Annotated in this window: 14 protein-coding genes and 1 pseudogene; 8 read left to right on the top strand and 7 right to left on the bottom strand. The window is 62.3% G+C overall.

Going from position 1 to position 22,553, the window contains the following annotated elements:
• Nucleotides 1–131: 131 nt before the first annotated feature.
• From AB4Y67_RS00075 to AB4Y67_RS00050, 6 genes are all read left to right on the top strand, one after another.
• Nucleotides 132–1,145: a hydroxyacid dehydrogenase gene (locus AB4Y67_RS00075; protein ID WP_441403782.1), complete on the top strand. Its 1,014-nt coding sequence runs from the start codon at nucleotides 132–134 to the stop codon at nucleotides 1,143–1,145.
• Between the two features lie 56 nt (nucleotides 1,146–1,201).
• Nucleotides 1,202–2,482 carry an ABC transporter substrate-binding protein gene (locus AB4Y67_RS00070; RefSeq protein WP_441403781.1) on the top strand — a complete coding sequence of 427 codons (1,281 nt, stop codon included), beginning with the start codon at nucleotides 1,202–1,204 and terminating at the stop codon, nucleotides 2,480–2,482.
• Nucleotides 2,483–2,611: 129 nt separating this feature from the next.
• A complete protein-coding gene (locus tag AB4Y67_RS00065) occupies nucleotides 2,612–3,538 on the top strand; it encodes a carbohydrate ABC transporter permease (RefSeq protein WP_441403780.1) in 927 nt (308 codons plus the stop codon).
• Nucleotides 3,538–4,467, top strand: coding sequence for a carbohydrate ABC transporter permease (locus tag AB4Y67_RS00060; protein ID WP_441403779.1), 930 nt, complete (start codon nucleotides 3,538–3,540; stop codon nucleotides 4,465–4,467). Before AB4Y67_RS00065 ends, AB4Y67_RS00060 begins: the two co-directional genes overlap by 1 nt.
• Nucleotides 4,464–5,162, top strand: a complete 699-nt coding sequence (locus AB4Y67_RS00055; RefSeq protein ID WP_441403778.1) for a hypothetical protein — start codon at nucleotides 4,464–4,466, stop codon at nucleotides 5,160–5,162. Before AB4Y67_RS00060 ends, AB4Y67_RS00055 begins: the two co-directional genes overlap by 4 nt.
• A 56-nt stretch (nucleotides 5,163–5,218) precedes the next feature.
• A complete protein-coding gene (locus AB4Y67_RS00050) occupies nucleotides 5,219–6,970 on the top strand; it encodes a glycoside hydrolase family 35 protein (protein WP_441403777.1) in 1,752 nt (583 codons plus the stop codon).
• 1,151 nt (nucleotides 6,971–8,121) lie between these two features.
• On the opposite strand, the gene AB4Y67_RS00045 is transcribed toward AB4Y67_RS00050, so the two are convergent.
• Complete coding sequence (locus AB4Y67_RS00045) at nucleotides 8,122–10,101, bottom strand: Ig-like domain-containing protein (RefSeq protein ID WP_441403776.1); 1,980 nt, start codon at nucleotides 10,099–10,101, stop codon at nucleotides 8,122–8,124.
• Nucleotides 10,102–11,778: 1,677 nt separating this feature from the next.
• Between AB4Y67_RS00045 and AB4Y67_RS00040 the strand changes: the two are divergent.
• Together AB4Y67_RS00040 and AB4Y67_RS00035 are read left to right on the top strand one after the other, a co-directional pair.
• Nucleotides 11,779–12,053 (top strand): annotated as a pseudogene (locus AB4Y67_RS00040) (copper chaperone).
• 324 nt (nucleotides 12,054–12,377) lie between these two features.
• A complete protein-coding gene (locus tag AB4Y67_RS00035; protein WP_441403775.1) occupies nucleotides 12,378–13,610 on the top strand; it encodes an amidohydrolase in 1,233 nt (410 codons plus the stop codon).
• Nucleotides 13,611–13,933: 323 nt separating this feature from the next.
• Here the strand turns inward: AB4Y67_RS00035 and AB4Y67_RS00030 are convergent, their stop codons facing one another.
• From AB4Y67_RS00030 to AB4Y67_RS00005, 6 genes are all read right to left on the bottom strand, one after another.
• Nucleotides 13,934–14,836: a metallophosphoesterase family protein gene (locus AB4Y67_RS00030; protein ID WP_441403774.1), complete on the bottom strand. Its 903-nt coding sequence runs from the start codon at nucleotides 14,834–14,836 to the stop codon at nucleotides 13,934–13,936.
• Nucleotides 14,837–18,071: 3,235 nt separating this feature from the next.
• Complete coding sequence (locus AB4Y67_RS00025; protein ID WP_441403773.1) at nucleotides 18,072–18,860, bottom strand: TM2 domain-containing protein; 789 nt, start codon at nucleotides 18,858–18,860, stop codon at nucleotides 18,072–18,074.
• An 80-nt stretch (nucleotides 18,861–18,940) separates the two neighbouring features.
• Nucleotides 18,941–19,540 carry an SRPBCC family protein gene (locus AB4Y67_RS00020; RefSeq protein WP_441404308.1) on the bottom strand — a complete coding sequence of 200 codons (600 nt, stop codon included), beginning with the start codon at nucleotides 19,538–19,540 and terminating at the stop codon, nucleotides 18,941–18,943.
• A gap of 7 nt (nucleotides 19,541–19,547) precedes the next feature.
• Complete coding sequence (locus AB4Y67_RS00015) at nucleotides 19,548–19,934, bottom strand: hypothetical protein (protein WP_441403772.1); 387 nt, start codon at nucleotides 19,932–19,934, stop codon at nucleotides 19,548–19,550.
• 94 nt (nucleotides 19,935–20,028) lie between these two features.
• Nucleotides 20,029–20,475: a hypothetical protein gene (locus AB4Y67_RS00010; protein ID WP_441403771.1), complete on the bottom strand. Its 447-nt coding sequence runs from the start codon at nucleotides 20,473–20,475 to the stop codon at nucleotides 20,029–20,031.
• Nucleotides 20,476–21,431: 956 nt separating this feature from the next.
• On the bottom strand, nucleotides 21,432–22,265 hold the full coding sequence (locus tag AB4Y67_RS00005; protein ID WP_441403770.1) for a response regulator: 834 nt from the start codon (nucleotides 22,263–22,265) through the stop codon (nucleotides 21,432–21,434).
• Nucleotides 22,266–22,553: the final 288 nt, after the last annotated feature.

The following is a 22,553-nucleotide window of genomic DNA, read 5'->3' as shown; positions in this document are numbered from 1 at the left end:
CGTTATAGATCGATACTGAACGAGGTGAATGATTTGTCTTGTTCATGAGTATCTACTGATTGTTAGATGTGATGCAAGACATGAAATCGCCCGTGAGGGCAACACCAAGAAACCGGAACGGAGGATCCCTGATGTCAGCCAAACCCAAGGCGCTGCTGGTCATGAATAGCGGAACCTTTGCAGATCAATTTGATTCCACCCGCCTGCAGCGGCTCGCCGGACTCGTTGACCTGGGTGAACAGCCGTGGACGGATTCGCTGGATTCCCCGGACCTCGCCGCACAGCTGGCAGACGTGGAAATCCTGCTCACCAGCTGGGGAGTTCCGCTGCTCACTTCCGAACGGCTCGACCGGATGCCCAAACTGCGTGCGGTCTTCCACTGCGCCGGCACGGTCCGCAGCTTCGTCAGCGACGACCTGTGGGAACGCGGCATCCTGGTTACCAACGGCGCGGACGCAAACGCCATCCCCGTCGCCGAGTTCACCTTCGCCTCCATCGTCCTTGCGGGCAAAAAGGCCCACGTCCTGGCTAACGATGCCCGCACGCACCGGGAAGACTGGAGCTACAGCACGCAGCGTGGCGAACTCGGCAACATCGGGCGCGTCATCGGCGTGATCGGTTTCTCCCGGATCGGCACCAAGGTGGTCCAGCTCGTCCAGCAACTCCAGGACGTCACCGTCCTCGTGAGCGATCCGCACGCCGACCCCCTCGCCGTCGAGGCAGCCGGCGGACGGCTCGTTCCGCTGGCGGAACTCCTTCCGGCCTCGGACATCGTGACGGTCCACGCACCCGCGCTGCCCGAAACCCGGCACATGATCGGGGCTCCTGAGCTTCGGGCCATGAAGGACCACTCAACCCTCATCAATACGGCCCGCGGATCGCTGGTGGACACCAGGGCGCTCGAGGTTGAGTGCGCCACCGGCCGGATCCACGCCCTGCTCGATGTCACGGAACCCGAGCCGCTGCCGCGTGACTCCGTGCTCTATGACCTCCCCAACGTGGTCATCACCCCGCACATCGCCGGCTCCCTGGGAACGGAAACCCGGAGGATGTCCGACGCGGCGCTGGATGACCTTGAACGGTACCTGACCGGTCAGGAACTCCTCGCCCAGGTGGTCCACGAAGACCTTTCACTCAGCGCCTGACCCCCACCAAAACGCCGCGCATGCGGCAGACTTAACACTCACCTTAGGAGAACGCAATGAAGCGCACAACCCTCGCCGCGATTGCCCTGGCCGTAACGGCCGGGCTTGGCATGACCGGTTGCGCAGGAGCCGCCGGACCGGCGGAGCCGCAGGCCCAAAACGGCAAGACCCGCCTGACAGTATCCGTGTGGAACTACCAAGGCACCCCGGAGTTCAAGGCCCTGTTCGATGCCTACGAAGCTGCCAACCCGACTGTTGACATCGAACCGGTGGACATCCTGGCCGATGACTACCCGCAGAAGGTCACCACCATGCTGGCCAGCGGCGACACCACCGACGTCCTCACCATGAAGAACGTGATCGACTACTCCCGCTATGCCAACAACGGCCAACTGCAGGAGATCAACAGCGTGGTGGACAAGGTGGGCAAGGACAACCTGGCCGGCATTGACGCCTTCGACATGGCCGGCAAGTACTTCGCGGCCCCGTACCGCCAGGACTTCTGGCTCCTGTATTACAACAAGGACCTCTTCAAGGCCGCCGGCATCGAAGAACCCAAGGACCTGACCTGGGAGAAGTACACCGAGATCGCCAAGAAGCTCACCACAGAAGCAGGCGGCAAGAAGGTCTACGGCACCTACCAGCACGTCTGGCGCTCAGTGATCCAAGCCATCGCAGCTGCACAGAACGGGGCCGACCAGAACAGCGGTGAGTACGGCTCCTTCGAGGACCAGTACAACACCGCCCTTGACCTGCAGAAGTCCGGCGCCACCTTGGACTTCGGCACGGCCAAGAGCCAGAAGACCAGTTACCGCACCATGTTCGAGACCGGCCAGGCAGCCATGATGCCCATGGGCACCTGGTACACGGCCGGCATCCTGCAGGCCAAAAAGGATGGTAAGACCACCGTCAACTGGGGCCTGGCTCCCCTGCCGCAGAAGGAATCCAACGGCAAGGTCACAACGTTCGGCTCCCCCACGGCTTTCGCCGTGAACAAGAACGCAACCCACTCCGATGAAGCCAAGAAGTTCATCGAATGGGCAGCCGGAGTAGAAGGCGCCAAGGCCATCTCCAAGATCGGTGTTGTCCCGGCACTGCAGAACGAGTCCGTCGCGGCTGAGTACTTCAAGCTGGAAGGCCTGCCCACCGACGAGCTCTCCAAGAAGGCCTTCACGCCGGACAAGACCGCTCTGGAAATGCCCGTCAGCGACAAGTCTGCTGCCACGGACAAGATCCTCAACCAGGAGCACGACCTCATCATGGTCGGCGAGCGCTCCGTCACCGATGGCATCGCTGAGATGGGCAAGCGCGTCACGAGCGAAGTCCTCGGCAAGTAGGGGTGCCAGCCAAGTAAGAGCGGCACTCTCCCGGTCCGGTGCTGCGTCCTTGGACGCAGCACCGGAACCGGACCTGAGCTCTCCTGATCCTGAAATGGAGGAACGCCCCCGCCCCGGGGAGCGGTCATCATGACTACAGAAACAATCACCCAGGCGCCTGCCCCCGTGCTCAGCCGCGGCAACAGGAAGCAAGCCAGGCGCAATACACTGATCGGCTGGTCGTTCATCCTTCCGAACTTCCTTGGCTTCCTGGCCTTCACCCTCATTCCAGTTGTGGCCGCTTTCGCGCTCTCCTTCATGGAATGGAGCTCATTCAGCGCCCCCAAATGGGTTGGCCTGGCCAACTTTGAACGCATGCTCGCCAGCGACTCCTTCTGGATCGCCCTGCGGAACACCGTTGTCTACGCGCTCGGCCACGTCCCACTCACCATGGCCCTCGCCCTCATCCTGGCGATGCTACTGAACCGCAAGCTCAAGGGCATCGGCTTTTTCCGGGTAGCCATTTTCTTCCCTTACATCACTTCCCTGGTGGCGGTCGCCGTCGTCTGGAACATGCTCTTCAGCCCTGACAGCGGCCCCATCAACCAGTTCCTGGGTGCCATCGGCATCGCCAACCCACCGGGCTGGACCTCCAGTTCTGATTGGGCCATGCCGGCCGTCATCATCACCAGTGTGTGGCGCGACATGGGCTACTACATGGTCCTGTACCTGGCCGGCCTGCAGGCCATCCCCACGGAATTGTACGAAGCCGCTGAAGTTGATGGCGCGAGTGCCTGGCAGCGCTTCTGGAATGTCACCATCCCGTCCCTGCGACCCACCACCTTCTTTGTAGTCGTGATGCTGACAGTATCCAGCTTCAAGGTGTTCGACCTGATCGTGGTCATGACCAACGGTGGCCCCGGCCGCTCCACCACGGTGCTGTCCCAGCTGATCTACCAGGAGGGCATCGGCGAGGGGAAGTTCGGCTACTCCTCGGCCATTTCGCTGGTCCTGTTCATGATCGTGCTGACGGTCACCGTCCTGCAGTTCAAGATCCAACAGCGGAGGGAACGCTGATGACCAACGTGGCCGAAGACCTCAAAGCAGAGGCACCCTTCTTGGGATCCAGCGCGCCAACCGCAGAAGACCGCCGTCGTACTGACCGCAAACGTTCCCCGCGCGAGCAGAAGAAGCGGACCGCGAACATCGTGATCTACGGCGTTCTGGTAGTGCTGGTGGTGGCGCTCCTGGTGCCCTTCATCTGGATGCTGTCCTCCTCGCTAAAAGTGAACAACCAGGTCCTCACGGTCCCCATCCAGTGGATCCCGAGCGAGTTCGTGTGGAGCAACTACACGGACATCTGGACCCGCATCCCGATGATGGGCTACCTGCAGAACTCCCTCTACCTTGCTGTGATCATCACCTGCCTGCAGGTCCTCACCGGGTCCATCGCAGCCTACGGCTTTTCGAAGGTCCGGTTCCCGGGCAGGGACGTGCTGTTCCTGGCCTACATCGGCACCATTGCGGTTCCGTGGCAGGCGTACATGGTGCCGCAGTACATCATGATGCAGCAACTAGGGCTCACCAACAGCTTCAACGCCCTCATCCTGCTCCAGGCCTTCGGCGCGTTCGGTGTGTTCCTGATGCGCCAGTACTACATGACCATCCCGGACGAACTCTGCGAGGCCGCCCGCATCGACGGCCTCAGCGAATACGGCATTTGGGCCCGGGTGATCCTGCCCCTGTCCAAGCCCGCCCTTGCCAGTCTGGCGCTGCTGACCTTCGTCAACACGTGGAACGATTACATGGGCCCGTTCATCTACCTCACGTCCAACCGTCTCTGGACCGTTCAGCTGGGCCTTCGTTCCTTCGTGGGACAGTTCGACGCCGAATACGCCATGATCATGACCGGTTCCGTCATATCGGTGATCCCGATCCTGATCATCTTTTTGGTGGGCCAGCGCTACTTCATCCAGGGCATCGCGACGAGCGGCATGAAAGGGTGACCTCCTTGGCAGGGCAGAAACCGCGCCGCTGGGCCGGGCCGGGGTTCGAAACCTTCGGGAGCATCTTCGGGTTCGTCTACACGTTCCTCGCCGGGAACGTGATGCTGGCCCTGGCCAACGCCCCGCTGGCGTTATGCCTCTCCCTCGTGGCTGATCCCATCGGCGCGTGGCCGTTCTTCCTGGCGCTCTCGGTGACGGTGCCGCCGTCGCTCGCCGGCCTGTTCGCTGCCTTTAAGGCACTGGACGACGACGGCGGCGCGGTCAAGCCGTTTGCTTCCTTCCTCCGGGGTTATGTGCGCAGCTTCCGGCGCACGGCGCCGCTGGGGCTGGCAGCGGTCGCGCTGCTGCTCTTCCTCGGCGTTGACCTCGTCGCCGTCCAGTCGATGCCGGCGGCAGCGGCGCTTGTCCCGGTCATCGTGGTGGCCGCGGCTGCCACGGTGACCGTGGCCGTACTGGTCACTGCCGGCGTCGTACTTCTCCCCGGCGCCCGGCTCAAGAGCCTGGCGAAGGCATCGCTCTACCTGTGCGTCCAGCGCTGGTACCTGAGTCTCGCCATGCTGCTGCTGCTCGGCATCATTGCCTCGGCCGCGCTGCTCCAGCCGGTGCTGGGTATGGCTCTGGCGCCTGCGCCGCTCCTGTTTGTGGTCTGGAGCAACGCCGCCTTCGCGTTCCATGCCGTCCTGCGCCAGGACTGACAGCAGTCCCTGCCCAGGCCGCCCCCAAGTCCACCCTGCGAATTCCCAAGGAACCCATGGATACCTTTGCCATCGGCGATCACGACTACCTGCTGAACGACGAGCCTTTCCGGATCCTCTCCGGCGCCATCCACTATTTCCGGGTACATCCGGACCTGTGGGAGGACCGAATCATGAAGGCGCGGCTGATGGGACTAAACACCATCGAGACCTACGTGCCGTGGAACGAGCACTCCCCCACGCCGGGGACATTCAGCGCTGAGGGGCGGCTGGACCTGGGCCGCTTCCTGGACCTGGTGGACGCTGCGGGAATGCGGGCTATCGTCCGGCCGGGACCGTATATCTGCGCAGAATGGGATAACGGGGGGCTGCCGGCGTGGCTGTTCAGCGACCCCACCGTGGGCGTCCGCAGCAGCGAGCCGGGCTACCTCGCCGCCGTCGGCTCCTACTTCGGTTCCCTGCTGCCCATCGTGGTGGAGCGGCAGGTCACGCGCGGCGGGCCCGTCATCCTGCTGCAGATCGAAAACGAATACGGCGCGTATGGCAAGGACAAGGCATACCTGCAGTACTTGGTGGACCTGGTAAATCGGCACGGCGTGGACATCCCGCTGTTCACCTGCGACCAGCCCATCGGCACCATGATCGAGGACGGGTCCCTGCCCGAACTTCACAAAACCGGCACGTTTGGTTCACGTTCCCTTGAGCGCCTGGCCTTCCTGCGCGAGCGGCAACCGGCGGGCCCGCTGATGTGCGCCGAGTTCTGGAACGGCTGGTTCGACAACTGGGGCACCCACCACCACACCACCGACGCCGCCGCTTCCGCCGCCGAACTCGATGCGCTTCTGACTGCTGGGGCTTCGGTGAATATCTATATGTTCCACGGGGGCACGAACTTTGGCTTCACCAACGGCGCCAACGACAAAGGCATCTACGAACCCACCATCACGTCCTACGACTACGACGCGCCCCTGAGCGAGGACGGCCATCCCACGGAAAAGTACTTCGCCTTCCGGGACGTCATCGCCAAACACTTCCCCGTACCCGATGACCGGCCCGCACTCCGACCCCGGCGGGGAACCTCCAGCCTGACCCTTGAGACCTCCATACCGTTGCTGGAAGCCGTGGAAATGCTGGGGCACTCGGCCACGGTCCCCGGTACGGTGCCTTCCTTTGACAGCACCGGGCACTACCGCGGGTTCTGCATTTATGAGAAAACCATTGACCACGGCGGCGTACTGACCGTCGCTGAAGTCCGGGACCGCGCGCAATTCTTCCTCAACGACGCCGCCGTAGGCGTACTCAGCCGTGAATTTGGAGAACGCGCTGTTACCATCCCGGGACCCGGCCGGCTTCGGATACTCGTGGAAGACCAGGGACGCGTCAACTACGGCCAGCGCATCGGGGAAGCCAAAGGGCTGCTCGGACCCGTCAGCCTGAACGGCAACGAACTCCTGCACTGGCAAATCACACCGCTGGATTTCGGGAACCTGGAGCTCCTCGCGGGACTTGCCAAACCACTATCACCGGAGGCAGGGGTCCCAGGGCCTTCGGTCTCTTTCGGAGGCTTCGAAGCCGACGGTCCTGAGGACAGGTACCTGCGGCTGGATGGCTGGACCAAGGGCAACGCCTTCATCAACGGGTTCAACCTCGGACGGTACTGGAGCCGCGGACCCCAGTACACGCTCTTCGTGCCCGGACCACTGATCCGGAATGGATACAACGAACTGGCAGTCTTGGAACTTCATGGCAGCATCAGTCCCGTGGCGCGATTTGTTGCCGCGCCCGACCTCGGCCCGGATGGAAAATAGATGAGCCAGTCCGGCCAAGGCAGGAGAGCACACCGGCCGTGAAAGGCAGCGCTTGCCGAGCCGGGGTCATGCTGCCATCGAACAGGCTCATCACCGCGATGACGGCCCCGATGGCTGTCCCCCAAACTGCCGCGGACTGCATTTTCCAGAAACTTTGCGAGACCGGCGTGCGGGTTGGGGTCCTCTTCGGAACCAGGCTGGAGAATCGCGTCCGAACAGGAATACGGGGCGCAAACGGCAACAGGAACGCTTCGCGACGGATGGCAGAGAGAACGGCGTCGGCGTGCACGCTGCCGTAAAGAGCTTCGGAAGCGTGCACGTTCGGCAGCTCGCGGCCCGCAAATTTGGCCTCGGCCACCACGACGATGAGGTATGTGGACGGACCCTGCACCGCTGGGTATGCGAACTGCCCGTTGGCCTTCCCCCTGGCGCCGGTAAACGCCGCGGTCACCCCACCGGACGGTACGCGGTACGCCGTCGTCAGCCACTCCCCCACAACCGAATTGGTCTACCCGGGACGCCACACACCCGGAACATCAGATCAGAGCCGAGAGTGTGGACACTTTCCACACGAAAGAAGACTGTAATGCCCCTGAACAGGGAAAACACGTGCCCGAGATCGGACTCGAAACGGGTTCCGGCCCTTGAATATCCGCCACTGCCCCGCAAACATCGCCAATCCGGCCCAGTCCTGCCGATATACGACCCGATCCGAAGCCCAGGGTGTGCACATTGTGCACACCCTCCTTCTTGCCCACTTCGCCACCCCCAACCACGCTGCTCAAACGGCCGTCCAGGCGGGGCAGTTGTGTCGTGCGCGCGATTTCGCTCCGATATGAAGAGTCGGACTCCGGAGCAGGACCGGCCCCCCGAACAAGCACCGCACAAGGGTGCGGCTCTCATGCTGGAAGTCGACGAACAGCATGGCGGCGGGTTCCTCCTTCCGAATATCTCATGGAGCGGCGAACAGCACCCTGCATGACCAACCAACAGGCCGACCCTTCACGAGGTGAGCCCGCAACAGCAACAGCGCAACGGAACAGACTGCAACGTCCGCTTTTCCCTAGCAAAGGGGTGCTCGACTGGCGGGCGGGCGGCAACTGATAGCGGACCTTGTGTCTGGGAGAGAACATGTGGGGTGTCGAGAGGTGTTAGGGCGTGCCGGCGGCCCTGTGGAGGAACGCGGCCATCGCATCCCGGTTCACGGGCTGCAGCGCCCGATAGGTGCGGGTCCCATTGGATTCGGTCCAGCCGGAACTGATGCCCYGCGCAGCSAGCCAGGACATCTCCTTGTAGAACAGCTGGTCCGTGCTCACATCCGCGAACGGCGACACCGCCGGCGGCGTGTACGTGGGAGATCCGGCGAACCGGTACAGGAACGCGGCCATCGCATCCCGGTTCACGGGCTGCAGCGCCCGATAGGWGCGGGTCCCATTGGATTCGGTCCAGCCGGAACTGATGCCCCGCGCAGCGAGCCAGGACATCTCCTTGTAGAACAGCTGGTCCGTGCTCACATCCGCGAACGGCGACACCGCCGGCGGCGTATACGGCGCCGGGGTGATCTTGAAGGTGGTGGCCCATTCGGTGGTCGCACCAGCCTGCAGGACGTAGCCGTCGGTGGCGCGCGCGGTGACCGTGACGGTCCCGGTGCCCGGGTACGAGCCGGCGGCCTTGACCGTCCCGCCGACCAGGTATTCCACGCCCTCAGCTGTGGGGATCGTGTAGGTGTCGTCCTTCGTGCCGTCCATATCCGCGAACACCACAGCACCTGGAGTGACGCCCGCGGAAGCAGTGGTGAAGGTCCAGGTCCGGTCCGACGCCAACGGGTTACCGGCAGCATCCTTCACACCAGTGGAGCCGCCCTTGATCGTCGCCGTGTACGTCGTACCCGCCGCCAGATCCGCCGTCGGGTTCAACGACGCAGCGTTGTTGGCGCTGTTGTACGACACAGCGGCCGGCACCGCCGTCGACGCGGTCGTCAACGTGAATGTGCCCGACGTAACGGTCGACGCATCCATCGCCTCCGAAAAGGTCCCCGTCACATTCGCCGAAACCGCCACACCCGTTGCGCCAGCCGACGGCGACGTGGCCGTCACCGTCGGGGCCGTGGTATCGCCCCCACCACCGCCGGGGCCAGGCTCATAAAAGTTCCAGTACCGGTTTGTGGCGTTCACATCGGCGAGCAGCAACACACCGCTGTTGGCCGTGCCCCACGCCGTACTGTTGAGGTTCTGTTTCGTCGACGTCACGTTGTGCACATACTGGTCGGCGTCCACGATACGAGCCGTCTTCGTGGTCGTGAAGTTGATGTTGTCCAGCGGCGTGGACTTCTCGTAGATCGCACCCCCCGAGCTGGTGCAGACACCGGCATTCGTCGTGCCGCTCGGCTTCGGATAGGTGGCGAAGGTGCGCAGCCTCTGCGTACCCTCATCAATGAGGACGAGGACTCGGTTCGGGCACTCCGACACGGTCGCGATCGTGTTCACGGACCACGTCGAACCATTGAATGACAGCAGCTGGATCAGCGGCTCAGAGGCCGACGTAAACGACGTCTTAATAGCGGCGAAGACCCGGCCACCGGAGGAGTCCAGCCACTTCAAGTTCATGTGGTCATCACCGCTGCGCTGCCCCTGCACCGCCGCTTCCGGAGTGCTCCAGGAGGTGTTGGACGCTCCATCGACGTGGTAGCTCCAATACATGCCATCGGTGGCGTCACCGACCTGCCGGCTCCACAGCACACCCATCTTCCCGTCGAACGCGATCAAAGCCGAGGTGTCATCCACAGACACGTTGCTCAATGACGCAGGATGCTGGAACGGCGTCCCCCACGTCACGCCGGCCGCGTTGGTGACGTTCATAAAGATCTTGTTTCCCTGCTGCCACGTGGCCCATACCCGGCCAGTCGAGTCCTTGTCGATGGTAAGGGTCTCAACGCGCTGATTGTTGATCTGTTCTGAACTCAGCAGCGTGTACGTCTTGGAACTCGGGTTGTAGCTGTAGCGCCGCATGGTCGTCGGGAAGTTCGGCTCAGCCGGCAGACCGTCGTTGACGAACCGATAGCTCGCCACGTACAGCGTCGCGCCGTCCCACAGCACGTCATGATGAGTGTTCGCCCGCGTGTCCGTCGCCACGCCCGTATCAACCCACGACCCCGTTGCACCGTTGTAACGGAAGATATGAAAAACCGAGCTGGCAGCGTCCCACAAGTTCCCCCACCAGGCCCCGTCATTGAACCACAACGCACTCGTTGCCCGCTTTGAACCTGTCGGCGTCCCCGTCCCCGAATGCGACAGACCCTCGTCTCCCACGTCACCTGGAGCCGCCGACGCCGCAACCGGTACCACCAGACAACCCAGCGCAAGCAGGAGCGCTACCAGCAGTGCTGACAGCAGTGCTTGGAGCAGATTCCGCGACCCGCGTAGACGAGGACCAGCCGAGAGGGCACCTCCGCGCCTTACGCCAAGCCAGGACCGTCCAACCGCATGCGCATTATGGTTGCTCATGTCTTCATCCTTCCGACATCCAATCTGGGAAACCTTGATGGTGCCGATCCACCGCGCCCCTTGCCAGTCCAGCAGGTGATGGCTTTCCGTAGCCGGGACCACCTCAGGTCGTGAGCGGGCTGCGGCCCGCGCAAGTCGCTGGCGGGCGTGAACGCCGAGATCGGATCCTGCACGGCCCAGTCCTCGGGGGTTGCTCCTACTGCTCTAGTCGCGCCCCCCGGTGTTCGGGTACGCGGCGCCAGAGCCACTGGCTCACGCACGCCGTAACCCGGGGCACATATTTTGGAACTAATGCGGATTTCGGGCTCTTCGCAGCCCACAGGTTTCAAGCATTGGGGGCCGAGCAACTGATTAAAGCCGCCCACCCGGCGGAGGACTTCACGCCGAAAGCACATGTTTGCGCCAATTACTTTCCTGACTTCGGACGCCGCCTTGGGCAGACCGCTGCGGCTGTAGCCCGATCCGGCCGAGCTCGCCACCGAAATGGGCCGGGCGGACATATGCCCACTCCGGTTCAACGCGCCCGCCCCGGTGTTACGCGCTGCGGAAAGTCCCACGGCGCCCCCAATCTTTCCCTGCGTCACGCCATCCACCTAGGACGTCGCCCATACGGCACCTCATTACGGTCGGCACAACAATGACCTCTTGGGGGACCAGCCTTTGGGCTCGAACCGAATGAATCTTACTGACGCCCTCGGTGACGAGAAGCGTAAGCTCGGAGAAACAAATTGAAAGCTGGGTGAGATTAGACAAATGCATCCTTACTTCATGACAATTACGGAAGATTAGACGCTGTCGCGCTTATCGAAGCGCGGTACTATGGCTTGTCGGCCATATTCTGATACATGGCCCCAGCTCTCTAAGCCATTCCCCGTGCCGTAGAGACTATGGTCGACCCCAATTGGTGTCACGAGTAGGCCATACTTGCTTTCCCGGCTGGGTCCACTCGGTAAGTACCGGGTTATTGGATCCTTCGTCCCCATGCGTGGTTCTGGCCAGCTGAGTCGACGGTCGGGCTGTTGTCGGTGTATTAGCGATGGTGCGACATCGGGTCTCGTTGAATGGCAGCAACTAAACACCCATTCCCGATCTGCCATGTCTACTTTGGTTAGGCTGTTAGCGCGACCTCGGCTTTCTCGCCCGTTCCATAAACGTTAGTGACGGGGTTACAGGGTTGCGGATCGCTTTCGAGTTTCGCAACTGCCTTGAATCGATCGAACTTTGGTCTCAAGTTCCGCGTTCTTTGGAACGTCTCTAAACCGGCGGCTGCCCATCAACTGTCACCTGCCAGGAAACGTCAGCCTGATGAAATGCCGTATTCCCATGGACTTCATCCTGCACCGCATGCGCAGCGGATACCGCGGTGCGCTGCGCGTGGGAGTTGAGCACGGGGCGTCGTGCGTCGCTGCTGTTGGGCGCTGATGGTGGCGCCGTTTGCGACCGGTGGGATGAGCATCGGCTGGATGGCGGGTTGGGGTTTCATCGCCGGCGAGAAGACGCTCCCGTGGAAGCGAATTACCAACCGCTCAGTTGCGGTGGCCCTGACTGTTATCGCGCAAGAGACCCTTCTATGGTGGTAAGTCAAGCTATAAGTGTCTGGAGTTGGCGGAAGATCTGCCTGGCGATGAACCACTTAAGGCAGCGGCGGATTTCCGTGGGCTCCTCCCTTCTGCGGCGCGTCGCTCGATGTAGGCACGGGTGTCGGGGTCTGTGAGGCTTCTGGTCCGGTCGATGACGTCCAGTGGCCGGGCCTCGCAGACGGCAAATCGCTCCATCTCGAGCAGGCGCGTCAGCCTTGTGGGCCAGACTCGCGGGCTCCTGACGTTTCTTACCGGGTTTATGCTGGGTTTGCCGGTTGCGCCCGGATCTCTGAGGCGCCTGGAACCTATGAGAGCGTGATACGCATGAACAGTTCAGACACTGTCGTGGCGGGCCTTGATTCGGAGCTCGGCTGGGTCCGGGAAATGTACACCCACCTGCACCGGCATCCCGAACTAAGCCTCAAGGAACATCAGACCTCCCAGCTGGTCCAAGAGAAACTCACCGCTTTCGGCTACAAAGTCACACGCATCGGCGGTACAGGTGTCGTCGGCGTCCTCACGAACGGGACTGGCCCGACAGTCCTGGCACGGGCCGACATGGATGCCCTGCCTGTCACGGAGGCCACCGGCCTGCCCTACTCCTCGGAGGTGGACGGGGTCATGCACGCGTGCGGGCACGACGTCCACGTAAGTACCTTGCTCGGCGCCGCCAAACTCATGGCGGACAACCGCGGGGCCTGGTCCGGGACCTACATCGCGCTGTTCCAGCCAGCGGAGGAGGTCGGCGCGGGGTCCAAGGCAATGGTCGACGACGGACTGATCACCAAAGTGCCGCGGCCCGACGTCGCCCTGGCCCAACACGTGATGCCCTTTGCTGCGGGAACCCTGGCCACCACGGCCGGGCCGGTCCTCTCCGCCGGAGATTCGCTCAAGATCACCGTGCATGGCATGGGCGCACACGGCTCCATGCCGCACATGTCAGTGGACCCGGTGGTGCTGGCCTCATCAATCGTTCTGCGGCTGCAGACGGTCGTCTCACGGGAGACCAAGCCGGGCGACTTCGCCGTCGTCACCGTCGGGGCCCTCAACGCCGGCACGACATCAAACATCATCCCTGACCGTGCCACGCTCCGGCTGAACATCCGCACCTACGACAACCAGGTCCGGTCCGCGGTGCTCGGCTCGATCGAGCGGATCGTGAAAGGCGAGTGCGTCGCCGCCGGATCACCACAGGAACCCGAGTTCGAGTACTACGACCAGTTCCCGCTGACCAGCAACGACAAATCCGTGACAGATCAGGTCACCGAAGCCTTCACCGCGCACTTCGGGGCCGACACCGTAAGCCGTGCCACGCCGCAAACCGCGTCGGAAGACTTCAGCCGCATTCCGGACGCCTTCGGCGTGCCATACACTTTCTGGCTCCTGGGCGGGGTGGACCCGGACACCTACCAGGCCGCTGTCGCCAAGGGGACCGTTTCACGGGACATTCCGGCGAACCACTCCCCCTTATTCGCCCCCGTGATCGAGCCGACGCTGTCCGTGGGCATCCAGACCCATGTCGTCGCCGCAATGACCTACCTCACCAAAGATGCCTAGATCATGGGCACTGTCCAGTCCTCAACCAAAACCGAAACCCAGTGGAAGCCCAACGATGCGTGGCTGATCGGCATTGTCCTGGCCGTCATCAACTTCCGGAACTTCTCGTGGGCTTTGTCGGCGCGGATCTTGCCGTTGGGGGCCGCGATCCATTCCTCGATCTTCGGCAGGAACGCATCGGTTACCCGGCCCCGGTATCGGCGCCCGGGAAAAAGCAGACGGGACCAGCACTGCCTGCCTGCACAGTGGTAACTACGCCTCTGAGGACGGTGGCCGCCCGGTCGCTTAGTATGGTGCCCCTGAGGGCTTGGCGGTGGCCTTTACTACGGTGCGGAACGCGTGCCTGCGTCCGTGCCCGACCCCGACGTGGGAACGAAGTTCCAGTCGAAAGACCCGTTGTCTCGGAGTGTCATCCGAAGGAACCCGTGGGTGTCGCTGAACCGCTTCACGATGTACGACGGACTGCTGGTGAAGGGGCGCAGATCGATACCTCCCGTGGAAACCTGGAACGCGGTCATTCCGTCACTGACGCACTCGTCGGCGTTGTTCACCGGACATGAGCGTTCGTAGTTGTGTTGTGACCCTGACAGGGTCAGACGGACCCGGTGCTTCCACATCACGTCGATCCACGGCTTGTGGTCAGAGGCCCGGTCATGCTCCCTCGTGTTCGACGTGAAGTACGGTTCGTGGTGCACGACTGCCAGGTGCTTACCCGCCGCTTTAGCAGCAGCGAGGTCGTTGTCCAGCCACGTCGTTAGCGCCTGAGCCTGCGAGGGGTTGTACCGCCAGTGCGCGGACGACAGGAACGCGAAGTGCCAGTTCCCGAAGTCCTTCGAGTACGGTTCCCCGTTCCTGATGAACCCACGCTGTTGGTTGATCGCAGCCTTCGCCGTAGATCCCGGGCATTGGCCATTCATGAAGTTGCCGAGGTCTTCGTTGCGGCCGGGTTTCCAGTCGTGGTTGGGTGCGGACACCCAGTACAACTTGGGCTTCGTGCCACCCCACAGCGGCGTCCAGTAATTCACGTAGTCAGCGCAGGACGCGGTGTCGTATTGGAAGTCCCCGAGCCCTAGGAACGCGTCAATCTCGTTGTTCTGCACGAGCCGGGTGATCGCCGCACCGTTCCGACCGGACGGGCTATCAGGCGCGTAGTTCCTGACGCCGTTCATGTCACCGACAGCAGCGATCCGAACATCAGTGATCCGACCGCCGATGGAGAGGGACACGGCCCAAAGGCAAGTGACGCCTAAGAGGAACGCGGAAACCCCAGCGATAACACGGTTGCGGCGCATGGGGGCCTCCCTTCGTTGGGGGTGCGGTGTGTACCACTTCGGGCATATCGGGGGGTCCGCCCTGTATGTCCGTTTTTCGAGTGTAGAACAACCCCGGACGCTGTTTACCTCGCCATGCCTCCGGCCCGGTAACCGAATCACTTGGTAAGGACCACGGCGATGACGTCATCAAGGCAGCGATTGCGGCTGGCCGGCCTCCGGAATCCACTTGAATGCGGAGTGTTCGCTTTGTACGGCCGCCGTTCTTCCGCCATACGGCACCGAAATCAACAAAAGAATGGCTTTTGTTCTCTACATGGACCTGGGTTTGCGGCTGGTCCAAAGTTTTCGCTCCGACCCCTGTTCATGCAGGACTACTGGGGCAAGGCAGCAAGTCATGTTGTACGCGGCCCTAGCCACCATGAACTGGTGAACGCGAAAACCCAACGGAAGGACGAACAAGGATGAACACCCAGCAGAGGCCGCACAAGGCGGTACGCGGTCCGCCGCAGTCGGCCACTCCCCCAGCCGTCCCTCGTCATTCCGGTAGGGCCGGAAGGGTTCCCTGATCCCTTACCGCAGCCACCCAAAGATATCGGAGGATGTCCTCGATTGCATGTCGGGTGTTCAACCGTCCGAGGCACTGAAGTTGGCTGATTTCGGCGAGCTGTTCTGCTCATTTGGACGAAATCTGCTGTGGGCCGCCATCCTCGGCTTTGYCGATGTGCCGGGTCTCATGGTCGCTTCGGTTTGGCTAGGTCACCGGCGGCTGCAGCGCAAGAAACAGCAGGGAACAACAACGACGGGACAACGAGGACTGGGCCAAGCGCCGTCAGGGAGGTGTGTCGCCAAATACGACAGCTTCCCTCTCCGTGCACACCCGGGGACCTCTAACCGTTCCGCACAGAAATTCCTCAGGCGATCCACACGGAGGACACAGTCGGCGAGCCCACCATTGTTCCAACGGGAGTAGCTGCGAACGCGACGGCGACCGCGACTTACCGGAGCGTCGGTGGCGAGCGGCAAGACCTTTAGCCGAAAGAGGACCGGCACTTATGCCGACTATAGATGTGAGGCTCAATGATCACTTTGCGCAAGCACCTACTCCCTCCAGTCCTCCAGACAGGTTGCTGTCGACGGAAGCCTGTACCACTGAAATCGCGGCCTCCAYGTCCGGCGGCATGACCAGTAGATCCGCCGGTTCAAGCCCCGAACAGTGAGGTGCCCCCGATGTCACCAAAACGCGAACCACGCTTCTGGAACCGTGAACACGCTCCCTTAATCATGCTCGGCGTCGGATGAAATGTTCCATCCCTGACAATTCATGAAGTACCTGCAAGAGAGGAACAATGGAAATGAATACTTCGAATCAGTGTCCCGTTGCTGGCTGCGGTGAGACAGGCGTGAAGTTGTCGCCTGATCACGACCCGTTTGAACTAATTACCTTTGACCGGCTAGCGGCTCGAACGATGGAACTTGCCTGTTCGCTTCATAGTGAAATCCTGTGGGAGCGATATAGGAAGGAAGTAAGTGCAGCCATGATGAGTGCCTCCCGACGTCGAACTGCTGCTGCGCCTGCTGATTCCGTGGCAACGGTTTCCTGGCGTCTGAACTCCCACAATGACCCCACATCAAAAGCAATCGCGTCCCTACTGGCACTGGGAGAGAGCGATGAATACTCGTTACCACTGGAGCAGTGAAACTGAGACACACGGCCGGCGGAGAAGTGTGGGGACAACCAAATTCCAAGGGTCCCGGCGTAGACCAAGCTGGACACATCGCCAGCCTTTAGTCGCCGGGATACTGCTTTTGCCGATGCCGACCGCACGGGCGGAGGGTTTGAGACCATCTCCTTGCTTGATCGAGGCCAGAAAACGGATACCTGCTGGAGACGTCGAACTCAAATACATATCGAATCACCTTGAAATAGGTGTTGCTTAGATCGACAGAATCCCCGGGGCTAAACAGCACATCCAAGTCCATGACCGGGCCCCCATCGGATACGCCCTCGTATCCTCGTACGACCAAGACCTTACCGCCCGGAAGAATGCCCCTGGTTGCTCTTGGAGTGTCGTCGGAGCAGACGTTCACGGACCAGGGACTCGCCGCTGCCGACCGGGCACACCTCGGGCTCAAGGAAGCGCTAGCCGCTTGACCGTCAACAAGACGTATCAAGTCATGCGCTTACCTGGCAACGTCGCCATGAACAGTCATGACATCAAGAAATGCAAACCAGCAAAGGCAGCACCGCTCCCCCAGCCAGCGTCCAGTCATGCAGCTGGCGGCACCCCGGGCCATGAACGAGTAAACAGCGCCACCGCTGCCCGAACCACGAGAAAAAGCCACCGGCCACAGCAACGGCACACCAACAAAAATAGGCCCCGGAGGGGCCCATAAGTGAACAGTTTGTGCACACTCAGAGGCCCTCAGGCCCCCTGAACAGAGAAAACACGTGCCCGAGGTGGGACTCGAACCGGGTTCCGACCATTGAATATCCGCCACTCCCCCGCAAACCTTGCCAATCCGGCCCAGTCCGGCCGATATACGACCCGATCCGAAGCCCAGGGTGTGCACAATGTGCACACCCTCTTTTCTGCCACGTCGGCGATCCCAACCGGGCTGTCAATACGGCCGCCCGGACGGGATGCGATTTCGCTCCAACATGCCTAGTGTGGTTCCGGAACCGGACCAGCCCCCAATGAGCACCGCAATACGGGGCGGCCCCATGCTGGAAATCGACGAACAGCATGGCGGCGGGTCCCTCCTCTCCGATCGTCTCATGGGGACACGGACAGCGACCTCCACGACCAACCGACGGGTCGGCCTCCAGGAAGTGAGCACACACCACGAACGACGTAGCGGAGCCCTCCGCCACGCCTGGCGACCCCAACTCACATTGCGGAACCCCGCCCCACATGCCGTCGGCATGGTCAACGTCCTTTCACGAGCACTCGCTCGTTATGTCAAATAGTCAACAAAACCGAGGGCAGTTCCAGTACCCGATGCAGGAGCCGCTGAAGGGGGTTGTCACGTTCCAGCGCCTCTTCGCACCCCCTTGGGTGATATTCCCGGGCGGCCCGTGGCGTTGTTGGACCAACTGCCGGCCGTCGCCGCGGAAGCCGCGCGGGTGAGCCGTGCAAGGCAAGTCGTCTGCCCCCGTGTCAAGATCAACGCGGCACAGGCCGTGCCGCTACCCAGGGAGCCGGTACTCCTCGGCCGTGAGGTGCCAAATGGTGCCGGTAGTGCTGACTATCAGCGTGTAGGTTCCCGGCTGCAGGGCGATGCCGGTCGCCCCGGCTCCGGCCTTGATCCGGGCAAGAATGGTGATGGCCGGTCCTTTCGCAGGCTGGAGGTAGGCCACGGCCGGGCCGGTGAAGGTGTACTCGATGTGAAGTTTGCCGGTGACGGTCACGACCGGCCCCGGGGGCTTGGTGCCGGAGGCCTCCGCGACGGTGACCCACTCTTTGACCGGTGGCGGCGGGGCCGGGTTCAGCAGCTCGTTCACCGCGGTGACGGTAGCGGTGATTGTCCCGGCGACAGGTTCCCCGGTGATGTAGGTCACCGCAGCCACGAGGGCGGCGGCCACGGCAATCGATGCCAGCCGCAGGCCGCGGCGCTGGGAATTGGTCCCGGCCAATGGCATGGACGCACCGTCGGCGGCGTATTCTTTGGTGATCCGGAACAGGTCAATGATCCACCAGATGCCGGCACCGCCGAGTGTCAGCAGCTTCAGGGTGCCGGTGACGGGCCGGCGGAGGTAGAACCGGTCGGCGCCGGTGAAGCCCAGGAACAACGCCAGCAGCCACGCGGTGCGGAGGGAACGAAGCGGCGGGACGTCGCCTTCGAAGAACAGCCCGTTCTGCCCGGGCAGGGGCACATCCTGATTTCCGGGCAGCCCGAATGGGATGTCCACGGTCTTTCGGGCCGGCCTGCGCAGGGCTGACGGGAGTCCCTGCCCGGGGTTCAGGGTGGGGTCCATGCGTCCCTACGGTTTCGCACACAGAGCCGTGCGTTCGACGTGAGGCTGCTTTGCGAAGTCATGATGCCTATGAAGCAGTCCTACATCGAACCGGAGGATTTTGACCGGTCCGATTGCAGACGCAGAGGTTGAGGCAGACGCTTGTCGTGGGGTAAGAACGTTCTCGACCAAGGCAGAGTGTCGCGGGCACTCGGCGGGTCTGAGCGTACGTCCGATACGTCCCGTGTTCGGCCGGATGAAGCGTTCATCCTGGCTTCGTGTCTGCTGAGCAGTTCGGAGCGTTTCTTGACGGCGTTGACGTACTCGGCGAAAGCCGGCTCAATATCGGGCAGGGTCTTCGAAAGCATGCCCAGGAGTGGGCCGGCAAAATCCTGTCTGACGTGCAAAAGCGTTTTTTCACCGTGGGACGTGAGCGTGAACGTGCACACGCCCTTGAGCAGGCCCAGGGCCAGGCGTCCGGTCCAGGTCATCGCTTCGCCCGGTATTTGCCGGACGCGTAGACGGTATGTACGGTTCCCGCCGGGCCGGCTCCGGACTCGAATCGTGGCCCCGTTGCGCAGTCCGCCGGAGATGTGGGTAATGCCGGAGTCCCAGACGGTATAGTTGCCGCCGTCGGTGATGATCTCCCATACCGTGGATTTCCGGGCACTGATCAGTGTCTTGGCCTCACAGGATCTCATGGCGCGCTCAGACCAGTACTTTGCCCTTGATCCTGTCAAACTCATCAGCACTGATAGTTCCAGAGTCCAGAAGAGCCCTGGCTTTGGCGATCTCCTCGCTTGGACTCGCTGCAGCGACCCCGCGGATGTACGCATCCGAGGCCTCCCGATGCTTTAGCGCCCGTTCCATGGACCTCTCAGTCATGCCTTTACCGCGGGCAATCAAGTACACCAGCAGGCTCAGAAAGGGCACGAATGCCAGGAAGATAACCCAGATGGCCTTCCACCAGCCGCTGAGCTTGTCGTCACGGAACAGGTCCCCAACGACGGCGAACAACGCCCAGAGCAAGGCGAAGAACGCATACACACAAAAAAACCACCAGAAAATGTTCCAAAAGTTTTCCCAGAAACTCATGTTGACTTCCCTGCTTTCAATTGGAGCGGCATTCGGCGCCAAGGCAGCCGGGCGCGTGAAATGGGCCTACCGCAGGTGAACAAAATCGCGGAACCTAGCACTTGGCCACGGTCCGCAAATCGCTGACCGCGGCCTGGACGTTGGTTGCTTCATCCCGCAGTGAGCCGACCGCCTGGGCCAGAGTGGCATCATCAGGAACATCCTTGACGGCCCGATCGAAGTTCTTTTCAGCCGCTTGAACGGCGTCCACTTCGTCTCTCGAGACGTCCTGACTGGCCTTGATCAGATCGTCGTAGGTCTTCGCGACCTGGTCTCGCGCCGAACGGATCTGCTCCACCGTTGCACCGGGCTTCAGGGTCTGCTTGAAGTTTGTCAGGGCCGCGGCATAGGCACTGGCAGCAGCGCACGCCTGCGAAACATTCTCTTGCGCCCGAGCGCTACTGACACTCGCCCCGGGACTGGAGGGGCTGCAGCCCGTGAGCAACGCGACGGATGCCGCGATTGCGATCGATCCTGCAAGGATCGGGTGCGGTCTCGACATTGGAGGCTCCGATCCGAAATGGGTTGCCGCAGGAGGCTCTGCCACCGGCGAGTACGACCATTCTCGGGCCGCACCAGGGGCCCGGACCTCATCCGGTGATGATGATTCCCGACGCGAATACCAGAGATCCGATGGCGGGCCGCCACCCTGAAACACCACCCCCGGAGACTCCAGCGTCCGGCACCCGGTACACCGCGGCTTCCGAAGACAACGCCCTGTCAGGCGACCGCCAGGCCAGGTTCCTTAGTCAATTTACGGAATTTTTCACCACGAACCGGCTCTGGTTCGAGCCAACAGAACGGACCCCGGATTACACGGGACAGATGTGCGCTAACCGGCACCCGAGCTGCGGTGACACGGCAGAACACAGCAGCAGCTAAAAACGTCTGACACCGATCATGCCGACCGGTAATCTGGTAGTGGTCCGGCAGCCGGCCACCGTGTTCTGTAGACAAGATAGCGTCTATGAACAGCAAACTTGATGTCCCGTCGCCGTGGACCTGGGTCCGGCACCATCACCATCACCCCGGCGGGGAAACTTAATCTCCGCAACGTCCACCGACTTCTTCCGGTCGTACGCCGCGCGGCATCACTCGCTCAGGACTTCAGTATCACCGTTGACCTGAGGGAACTGGTCGGAGCCGATCCGCGGGCCGTGCAACTACTAGTGATTACCTGTCCGCTGGATCTCCGGTTCCTCGGGCCGGACACTCATGACATCGTTCAGTCCAAACCCGGCAAACACCCGCTTCAAGGCACCCGGCGCACCGCTCACTGGCAAGGGGCGGCATGACCGTCCACTCCGAATACTGTGCAGGCAGGCCCAGAACGCCGCGCCAGCGGGCGCCTGCAATCCGGGTCAGGGTAAACCCGCCGACGCTTCTGAGTGCCGGACCCGGCAACGCCGTTGGCGGGGTCCGAGTTTCCGGCAGCGGGAGGGTTGCCGGCCGGGCGGCCTAGATCGCGGTCAGTGCGTCGGCGAGCCGACGCGCATCCCTTGCCCGCTCCTCATCTGTTGGCGGCGCTGTCCCGGCCTCGCTGACGCAGTTCAGCAGTGCTGCCGTGACCTCCGCGATAAGGTCCGGGAAGGGGCTTGACCTGTATGAATGGTTGTCCGAGGGATTCAGCGCATTGATGATGAATACGGCGGCCTGCGACCGGCGCGTCATGCCGAGTTTCCTCAATACGGCCGAGGTCATGGTCTTCACGGTCTTCTCTGCTACAAACAGCTCCCGGCTGATCTGGCGGTTGGTCAGCCCTTTCGTCAACCCGACGGCGACATTCATTTCCTGCCTCGTCAAGGTCAGCAGTAGCTCACCCTCGGGGTTGCGGCCCCGGAGCCGGGGGGCAGTAAGCGCGGGCAGGAATCGGCCGCTGTATGCCGTGTGCCCTGCCAGGGCGCGGCGGATGAGCCTGAGCAGTTCGCTGTTGTCGTCCTGCTTGGACAGGCGGCCCCACGCACCGGCCAGAATGGAGTCGATCAGCACCCCTTCGTCGCTCTCCCCGGTCATCATCACGCACCGGATGCCCGGGTCCGCCGCCGCAATATCCCGGCACACCCCGGCCCCGGAACCATCGTTGAGATCATCATCAACAATGACCAACTCGGGGCGAAGGGCACGGATCTGGCGCCGTGCTTTGCGCGCGGACGCGGACTCCCCGGCGATGCTCAGGCCCTCGGACTCCAAAAGCTGGCGCAGGCCCCGCCGCACTACCTCGTGGTCGTCCAGCAGATACACGCCCCGGCCCGTCAAGGGTCGATGCGGGTGGAATTCCACATCAGGGGTCATTTTCCAACACGTTCCTTCGTCTTGAGACCGAAAAACGTTGCTGGATGATCCCCCCGGTCACCCGCCAGCGCGCATTACGCGCACACTGGCCATCCTGTGCTCCCTAGGCTAAGCCCCGTATAGCCTCCTGCCAACAGGTCGCGTTGACTCATAAAAAACCTCCGCGTAGCCGGATACGTTGCCTCATGGGAAAAGCTCCGGGACGTTGGCCGCGGACATCCTTGAGGGATGGGATTGACGATGGGTGAGCGCAAGGCGGTGACGAAGCACCTGGCCGAGTCCTACCGG

The organism is Arthrobacter sp. YAF17 (assembly GCF_052113365.1).
Lineage (GTDB): Bacteria > Actinomycetota > Actinomycetes > Actinomycetales > Micrococcaceae > Arthrobacter.
Note: the sequence above shows the minus strand (reverse complement) of the source record. Positions and strands in the feature narration are given on the sequence as shown.